Annotated in this window: 9 protein-coding genes; 5 read left to right on the top strand and 4 right to left on the bottom strand. The window is 66.2% G+C overall.

The window, feature by feature from the left end; translation table 11 throughout:
• On the bottom strand, positions 1 to 296 hold a 296-nt coding region (locus RT028_RS18245), incomplete at its 3' end, for a phosphotransferase (protein WP_312936586.1).
• Between the two features lie 109 nt (positions 297 to 405).
• Between RT028_RS18245 and RT028_RS18240 the strand changes: the two genes are divergently transcribed.
• From RT028_RS18240 to RT028_RS18230, 3 genes are read left to right on the top strand one after another with little or no spacing between them, the layout of a single operon-like run.
• Positions 406 to 2,220: an ATP-binding protein gene (locus RT028_RS18240; RefSeq protein ID WP_312936588.1), complete on the top strand. Its 1,815-nt coding sequence runs from the start codon at positions 406 to 408 to the stop codon at positions 2,218 to 2,220.
• A complete protein-coding gene (locus RT028_RS18235; RefSeq protein WP_312936584.1) occupies positions 2,217 to 3,617 on the top strand; it encodes a sigma-54 dependent transcriptional regulator in 1,401 nt (466 codons plus the stop codon). Before RT028_RS18240 ends, RT028_RS18235 begins: the two co-directional genes overlap by 4 nt.
• Complete coding sequence (locus tag RT028_RS18230) at positions 3,614 to 4,069, top strand: YiiD C-terminal domain-containing protein (protein WP_312936582.1); 456 nt, start codon at positions 3,614 to 3,616, stop codon at positions 4,067 to 4,069. The genes RT028_RS18235 and RT028_RS18230 overlap by 4 nt, the downstream gene beginning before the upstream one ends.
• Before the next feature lie 126 nt (positions 4,070 to 4,195).
• Here the strand turns inward: RT028_RS18230 and cysQ are convergent, their stop codons facing one another.
• The gene (gene cysQ / locus RT028_RS18225; protein WP_312936580.1) at positions 4,196 to 5,023 is read right to left on the bottom strand and encodes a 3'(2'),5'-bisphosphate nucleotidase CysQ; all 828 of its coding nucleotides are present in this window, start codon (positions 5,021 to 5,023) and stop codon (positions 4,196 to 4,198) included.
• The gene (gene nudE / locus RT028_RS18220) at positions 5,020 to 5,586 is read right to left on the bottom strand and encodes an ADP compounds hydrolase NudE (protein WP_312936578.1); all 567 of its coding nucleotides are present in this window, start codon (positions 5,584 to 5,586) and stop codon (positions 5,020 to 5,022) included. The genes cysQ and nudE overlap by 4 nt, the downstream gene beginning before the upstream one ends.
• A gap of 63 nt (positions 5,587 to 5,649) precedes the next feature.
• Between nudE and yrfG the strand changes: the two genes are divergently transcribed.
• Positions 5,650 to 6,312 carry a GMP/IMP nucleotidase gene (gene yrfG / locus RT028_RS18215; RefSeq protein ID WP_312936576.1) on the top strand — a complete coding sequence of 221 codons (663 nt, stop codon included), beginning with the start codon at positions 5,650 to 5,652 and terminating at the stop codon, positions 6,310 to 6,312.
• Positions 6,313 to 6,706: 394 nt separating this feature from the next.
• On the opposite strand, the gene RT028_RS18210 is transcribed toward yrfG, so the two are convergent.
• The gene (locus RT028_RS18210) at positions 6,707 to 9,022 is read right to left on the bottom strand and encodes a heavy metal translocating P-type ATPase (RefSeq protein WP_312936574.1); all 2,316 of its coding nucleotides are present in this window, start codon (positions 9,020 to 9,022) and stop codon (positions 6,707 to 6,709) included.
• An 82-nt stretch (positions 9,023 to 9,104) separates the two neighbouring features.
• On the opposite strand from RT028_RS18210, the gene cadR reads away from it, so the two are divergent.
• Complete coding sequence (cadR, locus tag RT028_RS18205) at positions 9,105 to 9,548, top strand: Cd(II)/Pb(II)-responsive transcriptional regulator (RefSeq protein ID WP_312936572.1); 444 nt, start codon at positions 9,105 to 9,107, stop codon at positions 9,546 to 9,548.
• The last annotated feature ends 323 nt before the right edge of the window (positions 9,549 to 9,871 follow it).

Genomic DNA, 9,871 nt, shown 5'->3' with positions numbered 1-9,871 from the left:
AGGGCCTCGCCCGACCGCGCCGCCTGCACCTGCGGCACCGGCAGGCCCGCAGCGTGCAGATGCGCCAGGGCCGCATGCTGCGCGGCCAGCTCAGCCTCGGCATAGCTGGCGTGGCAGACCTTCAGCACGAAGCGGCGCTGGCCGGTGTCCAGGCGCAGGTTGAGGTCCTGCTGGCTGCCCAACGCCTGCAACTCGCCGCGCAAACCGTAGTGGCGCAGCAACAGGTCATCGGCCTGGGCCGGGCTGAGGATCGGGTTGGGCAAGCTGGAACGCTGCAGCAGAGTGCTCAGGGACATTGCAGGGGCCTCGTTGTTTGCCGCCTATATCGCCATCACGCTTGCCGATATTCAAGGGGCACACGGAAGTAGCGCATAATTGTCGCCTTTCTTCCTGGCGCGACTGTCGATGATTCCCACCCCGACCCCACCCCGACGCCCCCGCTGGCGCAGCCTGGCCCTGCTGGCGCTGTGCCTGGCGCCGCTGCTGTGGCCGCTGCATCACCTGGCCGAGCGCTATTACCAGGACGAACTGGCCTCGCAGAATCGCCAGACCCTCGACCTGTACGTCGCCAACCTGCTCGGCACCTTGCATCGCTACGAAACCCTGCCGCAGATCCTCAGCGACCTGCCGGCACTGCGCGGCGTGCTCAAAGACCCCTTCCGCCTGGAATCGGTGACCAACGCCAACCGCCTGCTCAAGGACATCAGCCAGCAGACCGGCGCCGAAGTGATGTACCTGATGGATGTCAGCGGCAACACCCTGGCCGGCTCCAACTGGGACAAGCGTGACTCCTTCGTGGGCCGTAACTTTGCCTTCCGCCCGTATTTCCTCGAAGCCCTGCAGGGCAACCTGGGGCGTTTCTTCGGCCAGGGCACCACCTCGGCCAAGCGCGGCTACTTCTTCGCCGCCGCCGTGCGTGACAACGGCCGGGTGATCGGCGTGCTGGTGGTCAAGGTCGACCTCGACCATACCGAGACCCTCTGGGGCCGGACCCCTGAGCAACTGCTGCTGACCGACCACAACGGCGTGGTGGTGCTGACCTCGCGCCCAGACTGGCGCTTCCGTGCCACACGCCCGCTGAGCGAGGCCGAACGCCAGGCCATCATCGCCATCCAGCCCTACCCCACCCAGGCACCGCAGCCCCTGCAACTGAGCCCCGAGACCTGGATCACGCAGACCCGCGACATCCCCGAGACCGGCTGGAAAGTCAGCATCCTCGCCCCACGCACGCTGGTCGACCGTTCGGTACAGACGGTGATGGCCATTGGTGGCGCCGCCTTGCTGGTGCTGATGCTGCTGGCCGGTCTGGTGATGCAGAGGCGGCGCCATTACATCGACCGCATCCGCTTCGAGGCCCACGCCAGACAAGAGCTGGAAAAGCGCGTGATCGAACGGACCGCCGCGCTGGAAGGCCTCAATACTCGTCTGAAAAGCGCCGTACTGGAGCGGGAAAACGCCCAGCAGGAACTGGTCAGCGCGCAGGACGAACTGGTCCAGGCCGGCAAGCTCTCGGTGCTCGGCACAATGTCCGCCAGCATCAGCCATGAACTGAACCAGCCGCTGGCGGCGATCCGCAGCTATGCCGAGAACGCCGAGGTGCTGCTCGATCATGAGCGCACCGAAGACGCTCGCGGCAACCTCAAGCTGATCGGCGAGCTGACCGGGCGAATGGCTTCGATCATCGCCCACCTGCGCGCCTTCGCCCGGCGTGATCGGCATGCCCCGGAAAGCGTGGCCCTGCAACCGGCCCTGGACGATGCCCTGGCCCTGCTGGCCAAGCGTCGCCGGGCCATGGCCGTGGAGCTGGTGCGTGACCTGCCGGACGCGACCCTGTGGGTGCAGGCCGGCGAAACGCGCTTGCGCCAGGTGCTCGGCAACCTGCTGGCCAATGCCCTCGACGCCCTCACCGAAAAGGCCAACCCGCGCACCTTGTGGCTGAGCGCCGAGACCCGCGACGATCACGTTCACCTGCTCATCCGCGACAACGGCCCAGGCTTCAGCAGCCAGGCCCTGGCCCATGCCCGCGAACCCTTCTTCACCACCAAGACCCGCACCCAGGGCCTGGGCCTTGGCCTGGCCATCTGCGACAGCCTGATGCGCACCCTGGGCGGCGAGCTGCTGCTGGCCAATCACCCCGAGGGCGGCGCGCTGCTCACCTTGCGCCTGCGCGTGGCCCCTGCGGGCGTCAACCTGCAATCTTCAGAGGACCCTTCGGCATGACCACGCTGATCGACAGCCAGACCCAGGTGATCCTGGTCGACGACGACCCGCACCTGCGCCAGGCCCTGAGCCAGACCCTCGACCTGGCCGGGCTCAAGGTCGCTTCGATGACCGACGCCCTGGGCCTGGCCGAGCGCATCGAAGCCGACTGGCCAGGCGTTGTGGTCAGCGACATCCGCATGCCGGGCATCGATGGCTTGCAACTGCTGGAGCAACTGCACGCCCGTGACCCGGAGCTGCCGGTGCTGCTGATCACCGGCCACGGCGATGTGCCGCTGGCGGTGCAGGCCATGCGCGCCGGCGCCTATGACTTTCTCGAGAAACCCTTCGCCAGCGATGCCCTGCTCGACAGCGTGCGCCGCGCCCTGGCCCTGCGCCGGCTGGTACTGGACAACCGCAGCCTGCGCCTGGCCCTGAGCGACCGGCAGCAGCTGTCGACGCGCCTGGTCGGTCAGTCACCGACCATGCTGCGCCTGCACGAGCAGATCGGTGCCCTGGCCGGTACCCGCGCCGATGTGCTGATCCTCGGTGAGACCGGAGCGGGCAAGGAGGTGGTGGCGCGTGCCCTGCATGACCTGTCGAGCCGTCGCGATGGCCCGTTCGTGGCGATCAACGCTGGCGCGCTTGCTGAGTCGGTGGTGGAAAGCGAGCTGTTCGGCCATGAGCCGGGCGCGTTCACGGGTGCGCAGAAACGGCGCATCGGCAAGTTCGAGTTCGCCAACGGCGGCACGCTGTTTCTCGACGAAATCGAAAGCATGAGCCTGGATGTGCAGGTCAAGTTGCTGCGCCTGCTGCAAGAGCGGGTAGTCGAGCGGTTGGGCGGGAATCAGCTGATCCCGCTCGACATCCGCATCGTCGCGGCCACCAAGGAAGACCTGCGCCAGGCCGCCGACCAGGGGCGCTTCCGGGCTGACTTGTACTACCGCTTGAACGTGGCCTCACTGCGCATCGCGCCATTGCGCGAGCGTGGCGATGACATTCTGGTGCTGTTCCAGCATTTCGCCGATGCCGCCAGCCAGCGCCATGGTCTGGCGCCGCACCTGCTGCAACCGGCGCAGCGCGCCATGCTGCTGCGCCATGACTGGCCCGGCAACGTGCGCGAGCTGCAGAACGCCGCCGAACGCTTTGCCCTGGGCCTGGAACTGGCCCTGGACAGCCCGCCGCCAACGCCGGCCAGCGTTGCCCCGGTGCTGCGTAGCGGCCCGCTGGCCGAGCAGGTCGAGCAGTTCGAGCGCTCGCTGATTGCGGCCGAACTGAGCCAGCCGCACAGCTCCATGCGCAGCCTGGCCGAGGCCTTGGGCATGCCGCGCAAGACCCTGCATGACAAGCTGCGCAAGCACGGCCTGAGCTTCGAGGGCCACAGTGGCCACGACGACCACGAGGAACCGCGTTCATGAGCCAGGCGGCCACAGCGCTGCAGCAGGTGCTGCATCACGACATTCCACTGACCCGCGAGATGGGCCTGCAGGTGCTCGACTGGCAGGCCGGCACGCTGCGTCTGCAACTGCCGCTGGAGGCCAACGTCAACCACAAGCACACGATGTTTGGCGGCAGTCTGTATTGCGCTGCGGTGCTGGCGGGTTGGGGCTGGCTGCACCTGCGGCTGCGCGAGGCGGGAATCGAGGATGGGCACATCGTCATCCAGCAGGGCCAGATCGACTATCCGCTACCGGTAACCACCGCCGCAGTGGCCTGCTGCGAGGCGCCGATCGAGGCAGACTGGCAGCGTTTCCTGACGATGTATCAACGCCGTGGTCGGGCGCGGCTGACCCTGCACACCACGGTGAGCAACCTGGGCAGCGAGGCGCCGGCGGTGCGCTTTACGGGGCAGTACGTGCTGCACCGGTGAGGCCGGCATGCGCGACGGCGCCGGTCCTGTCTGCACACGCGAACTCGCTCGCCAAGCACCTCGCCGATAACCCCGCCTGCCTGATCGATCACAGCACGGGATGGGTTTTCTCGAGCAAGCTCGCAGTCACACCGTTGCCGCCAGCCTGACCAACGCTTCACGCCAGCCCGCCAGCGACGGCAAGGCCAGGAAGAACGGGTTGAGCAGCGACTTGCGCGCCGGGTAGGTCAGCGGCAAGCCGTCCAGCCCCAGCACTTCGCCCCCTGCCCCTTCCAGCACCCCTTGGGCGGCGGCGGTATCCCACTGTGAGGTGGGCGCCAGGCGCGGGTAGCAATCGGCGCTGCCTTCGGCCAACAGACAGAATTTCAGCGAGCTGCCGATGTTGGCCAGGGTCAGCTCGCCTACGGCCTGGGACAGGCCTTCGAGCAAGGTTTCCTGTTGCGGGCTGGTGTGGCGGCGGCTGGCGACCACGGTGAAGCGTTCGCCTGCGCCCAGCTTGCTGCGTACCGAAATCGCCTGCGCGTCGCCACCCACCTCGGAGCGCCAGGCACCCAGCCCATGGCCACCGAAATAGCAGCGCCCGCTGGTGGGCGTGCAGACCACGCCGAACACCACTTCACCGCGCTCGATCAGGGCGATGTTGACGGTGAACTCCTCAGTGCCCGCGATGAATTCCTTGGTGCCATCCAACGGATCGACCAGCCACCAGCGCTGCCAACCGGCACGCACCTCCAGAGGGATGTCACAGGCTTCTTCCGAGAGCACCGGAATCTCCGGCGCCAGCGCCTGCAGACCGGCCAGGATCACGTGGTGCGCAGCCAGATCCGCAGCGGTCACCGGCGAATCATCGGCCTTGGCCGTTACCGCCACGTCAGCACGCCAGTACGGCAGGATCGCCGCACCGGCCACGCGGGCGAGCGCGACTGCTTCAAGCATCAGGTGTTTGTCGTTCATGCGCTGAGCAAGCCTCGTTGGGTGAGCAGGTCTCGCACCAGGTACAGCGCCGCCAGCGCGCGACCTTCGGAGAACTGCGGGTGGGTGGCGAGCGATGACAGCTCGCGCAGGTCGATGCTGTCGACGCGCATCGGTTCGGGCTCATCGCCTTCGAGGCGCTCTTCATACAGATCCGTCGCCAGCACCACCTGAATCTTCTGGCTCATGTAGCCCGGCGACAGCGACAGTTCGGTGATGTGTTCCAGCATTCGCGCGCCGTAACCGGCTTCTTCCTTGAGTTCGCGGTTGGCGGCGGCGAGCACGTCTTCGCCGGGTTCGATCAGACCCTTGGGCAGCGACAGCTCGTAGGCGTCGGTGCCGCCGCAGTATTCCTCCACCAGCACGGCGCGCTCGGCATCGAGCATTGCCACGATCATTACCGCGCCCGGGCCGTTGCCGCTGCCGACCAGCCGCTCATAGGTGCGTTCGACGCCGTTGCTGAAGCGCAACTGCACGGCTTCGACACGAAACAGGCGGCTGCTGGCGACGATCTCGCGGCTCAAGACGGTGGGTTTCTGGCGCATGGGAGGCTCCTTGGCATGAACGGGTTACTATACCGTGGCTGGCTTACCCTACGAGAGTTTCCCATGGCACTTCTTCCCTGGTCCGACATCGACACCGTGCTCCTCGACATGGACGGCACACTGCTCGACCTGCACTACGACAACCAGTTCTGGCTGCAGCACCTGCCACAACGCTATGCCGAGGTGCATGGGGTCAGCCGGGCGATGGCCGAGCTGGAGCTGCAGCCGTTGTTCGAGCGCAATGCCGGCACCCTGAACTGGTACTGCCTGGACTTCTGGAGCCGCGAGCTGCAACTGCCGATTCGCGAACTCAAGCAGGAACTGATCGAGCTGATCGCCTTGCGCCCCGATGCACCGCCGTTTCTCAGCGCGATTCGCGCGGCCGGCAAGCAGGTGGTGCTGATCACCAACGCTCACCGCGATTCACTGTCGCTGAAGCTGGAGCGAGTGGAGCTGGCGCCGTACTTCGAGCGGCTGATCAGCTCTCACGATTATGGTTTCCCCAAGGAAAGCCCGCAGTTCTGGGACGCCCTGCGAGCGGACCTGGGGTTTGATCCGGCGCGTAGCCTGTTCATCGACGACACCCTGGCGATCCTGCGCAGCGCCGGACGCTTCGGCGTGGCGCACCTGCTGGCCGTGCTCAAGCCGGACAGCACAGCAGCGGACCGAGATACCCAGGAATTTGCGGCGGTGGACGACTACCGCGCCTTGCTCGAAGGCTTGTAGAAGCGGGCCGTGGCGACGGTAGGCGCTTAAAGCAACACGTATGACCGTGGACTCATTCGGTCCCCAGTGCCTACTCGCATCCCGCGAAAAACGCGGTCTCTGTAGGAGCGGCTTCAGCCGCGATGGCCGGCGCAGCCGGCCCGATTCAGACGCCGCGAAACAGCAGGCACAAAGAGGTCGCCGCCCTAGGTCGGCTGCGCCGCCCATCGCGGCTAAAGCCGCTCCCACATGGACCGCGTTGCTGTCGAAAAGCCTGATCCGACCATTTGTCAGCCCTTAGCGAAAGACAGTTGGCTCCCACAAACGCGACCCGTGGAGCGGCCGGCCCGGCGCTTCAACACGCCACCGGTATCGACGTGAAAGTGTCACCCTGTGCAGTCAACGTCGCTCCGGGCTATTTACGCAGCAACCGCAACCCGTTGAACACCACCAGCAAGCTCACGCCCATGTCGGCGAACACCGCCATCCACAGGGTGGCGAACCCGGCGAAGGTAATCGCCAGGAAGATCGCCTTGACGCCCAGCGCCAGCACGATGTTCTGCACCAGAATCGCCCGGGCCTGGCGCGACAGCCGGACGAAGGCCGGGATCTTGCGCAGGTCATCGTCCATCAGCGCCACGTCAGCGGTTTCGATCGCGGTGTCGGTGCCCGCCGCGGCCATGGCGAAGCCGATTTCCGCGCGAGCCAGAGCCGGCGCGTCGTTGATGCCGTCACCCACCATGCCGACCCGATGCCCCTGGGCGTACAGCCCTTCGATGGCGGCCAGCTTGTCGGCCGGCATCAGGTTGCCTTCGGCGCGGTCGATGCCCACCTGGGCGGCAATGGCCTGCGCCGTGTGCGGATTGTCGCCGGTCAGCATGAGGGTCTTGATGCCCAGCGCATGCAGCTCGGCAATCGCCTCGCGGCTGCTCTGCTTGACCGTGTCGGCCACGGCGAACAGCGCCAGTGGGCCAGACGCATCGAGCAGCAGCACCACGGTCTTGCCCTGGCGTTCGAGGCCATCGAGGGTGGCTTCCAGCGCCGGAGAGCACAGGCCCAGCTCCTCGACCAGGCGATGGTTGCCCAGGTGGTAGCGACGGCCGTCGATGTCGCCACGTACGCCCCGCCCTGCCAGGGCTGCGAATGCTTCCACCTCAGCCAGTGCCAGCCCTTGCTGCTGACCGAACTGGGCAATGGCGCGTGACACGGGGTGGTCGGAGCGCGCGCCCAGGCTGGCGGCCAGCGGCTGGGCGCGGGCTTCGAACGCCGGGTCCAGTACTTGGAAATCCGTCTGCACCGGCTTGCCGTGGGTGATGGTGCCGGTCTTGTCCAGCGCCAGGAAGTCCAGCTTGCGCCCGCCTTCCAGGTACACCCCGCCCTTGATCAGGATGCCCTTGCGCGCTGCTGCTGCCAGCCCGCTGACGATGGTCACGGGGGTGGAGATCACCAGCGCACAGGGGCAGGCCACCACCAGCAGCACCAGGGCCCGGTAGAGCCAGTCGAACCATGCCGCGCCCATGAACAGTGGCGGCAGTAGGGCGATGACCAACGCCACGGCGAACACCGCAGGGGTATAGATGCGCGAGAACTGATCGACAAAGCGTTGCGTCGGTGCGCGGCTGCCCTGGGCCTCTTCCACGGCCTTGATGATGCGCGCCAGGGTCGACTGCCCTGCCGCAGCGCTGACGCGGTATTCCAGCGCGCCGGCCTGGTTGATCGTGCCCGCGAACAGCTTGTCGCCGACGCCCTTTTCGACCGGCAGGCTCTCGCCGGTGATCGGCGCCTGATCGACGCTCGATTGACCGCTGAGCACCTCGCCATCCAGACCAATACGCTCGCCCGGCTTGACCCGCACCCGCGCATCGATCGCCACCTCGCGCACGTCCACCTCACGCCATTGGCCATCGGCCTGCTGCACCGTGGCCAGGTCCGGGCTGAGCTGCATCAGACCGCCAATCGCGTTGCGGGCCCGGTCCAGCGAGCGGGCCTCGATCAGCTCCGCGACGCTGAACAACACCATCACCATGGCCGCTTCGGGCCACTGGCCGATCAGCACGGCACCGGTCACGGCGATGCTCATCAGCGCGTTGATGTTGAGGTTGCGGTTCTTCAGGGCGATCCAGCCCTTTTTGTAGGTGCTCAGCCCGCAGCCAAGGATCGCCAACAGGGCCAGCGCCGCGACCAGCCATTCGGGGCCGGTCTGGGTGAAGTGCGCCAGTTCAGCAGCCACGGCAGCCACGCCCGACAGCGCCAACGGCCACCAACGGGTACGCGGGGCCGCGCCTGGGGCGGCACTGGCGTCGTCGCCGGTCAACGGTTCGGCGTGCATGCCCAGGCTGGCGATGGCGCCCTCGATCGCCTCGGTGCCGCCCAGGGTGTGCCGGACGCCCAGCACGCGGTTGATCAGGTTGAACTCCAGTTGCTCGACGCCGGCAAGCTTAGCCAGTTTGTCCTGGATCAGGGTCTGCTCGGTGGGGCAGTCCATGGCCTCAATGCGAAAGCGACTGAGCTGGGCGTCGGTACTCGCCTGCTCGGTGAGCTGCACGCGGGCCGGGGCGGCCGTGGTACTGCAGCAGGCACCAGCGCCGTGGTCATGTGCGGTGTGGGAGGTGGCCGGGTCGTGCGCATGCTCATGGCCGTGGTCCTCGCCGTGCGCGTGAGCATGATCGTGATCGTGATCGTGATCGTGATCGTGATCGTGGCGAGGTTTTGGGCTGACGGGCGAGTTCATCGGATCTTCCTTAAAGGGCACCTGTTGCCAAGTGAACACCCTGTAGCCACTATAGGGTCAAGCACCCCCATGGAGAATGTCGATGAAGATTGGAGCACTGGCCAAGGCCACTGATTGCGCAGTCGAAACCATTCGCTACTACGAGCGCGAGCGTCTGTTGCCCGAACCCGCGCGCAGCGAAGGCAACTACCGCCAGTACACCCAGGCCCACGCCGAGCGGCTGACGTTCATCCGCAACTGCCGCACGCTGGACATGACCCTCGACGAAATCCGCAGCCTCCTGTACTTGCGTGACAGCCCCGATGGCCAGTGCGGTAGCGTCAACGCGCTGATCGATGAGCACATCGAGCATGTGCAATCGCGGATCGATGGCCTGGTGGCGTTGCAGCGCCAACTCGTGGAGCTGCGCGAGCGCTGCCGCGAACAAGGCACCGAATGCGCGATCCTGCAGCAGTTGGAGGTCAACGGGGCCGTGACTGCGCCCGAGACCGAGCCGTCGCATGTCGGGCGCAGTCACGGGCATTGAGGGGTTGAGACAAGCCCTGCGTAAGGCCTGCCAAGGTATAGCTTTTTGACAGCTTCCAGTGACGACACGTTTGCATAGGCCCTATGAAGTAGGGTTTTCTCGACGGGTATTTTGACCACTAGCCATCACTTGGAAAGAGGGACGAATGGCGCCCTCAAACCTCCAAACCGGCCCCATTTCGACTCTGCAGCCGTAAATAGGGATTGCGCAAAAAGTTGCACATCAAAACCCCTCTTCCCAGCCCTTGAAACCGCTACAGCCCCCATGCCGCGGGGCTTACAGCCAGGTGCGCAAGAACTTGCGCAGCACTGCGCAACTTCTTG

Source organism: Pseudomonas sp., assembly GCF_032058845.1.
In the GTDB taxonomy this organism is placed as follows: Bacteria; Pseudomonadota; Gammaproteobacteria; order Pseudomonadales; family Pseudomonadaceae; genus Aquipseudomonas.
This window is presented reverse-complemented; position numbering and strand designations above follow the sequence as displayed.

Excerpts from the sequence above, each read along its gene's own strand:
- cadR (WP_312936572.1), top strand. The coding sequence starts at position 9,105 with ATGAAGATTGGAGCACTGGCCAAGGCCACTGATTGCGCAGTCGAAACC.
- nudE (WP_312936578.1), bottom strand. The coding sequence starts at position 5,586 with ATGCGCCAGAAACCCACCGTCTTGAGCCGCGAGATCGTCGCCAGCAGC.
- RT028_RS18230 (WP_312936582.1), top strand. The coding sequence starts at position 3,614 with ATGAGCCAGGCGGCCACAGCGCTGCAGCAGGTGCTGCATCACGACATT.
- RT028_RS18240 (WP_312936588.1), top strand. The coding sequence starts at position 406 with ATGATTCCCACCCCGACCCCACCCCGACGCCCCCGCTGGCGCAGCCTG.
- RT028_RS18235 (WP_312936584.1), top strand. The coding sequence starts at position 2,217 with ATGACCACGCTGATCGACAGCCAGACCCAGGTGATCCTGGTCGACGAC.
- RT028_RS18210 (WP_312936574.1), bottom strand. The coding sequence starts at position 9,022 with ATGAACTCGCCCGTCAGCCCAAAACCTCGCCACGATCACGATCACGAT.
- cysQ (WP_312936580.1), bottom strand. The coding sequence starts at position 5,023 with ATGAACGACAAACACCTGATGCTTGAAGCAGTCGCGCTCGCCCGCGTG.
- yrfG (WP_312936576.1), top strand. The coding sequence starts at position 5,650 with ATGGCACTTCTTCCCTGGTCCGACATCGACACCGTGCTCCTCGACATG.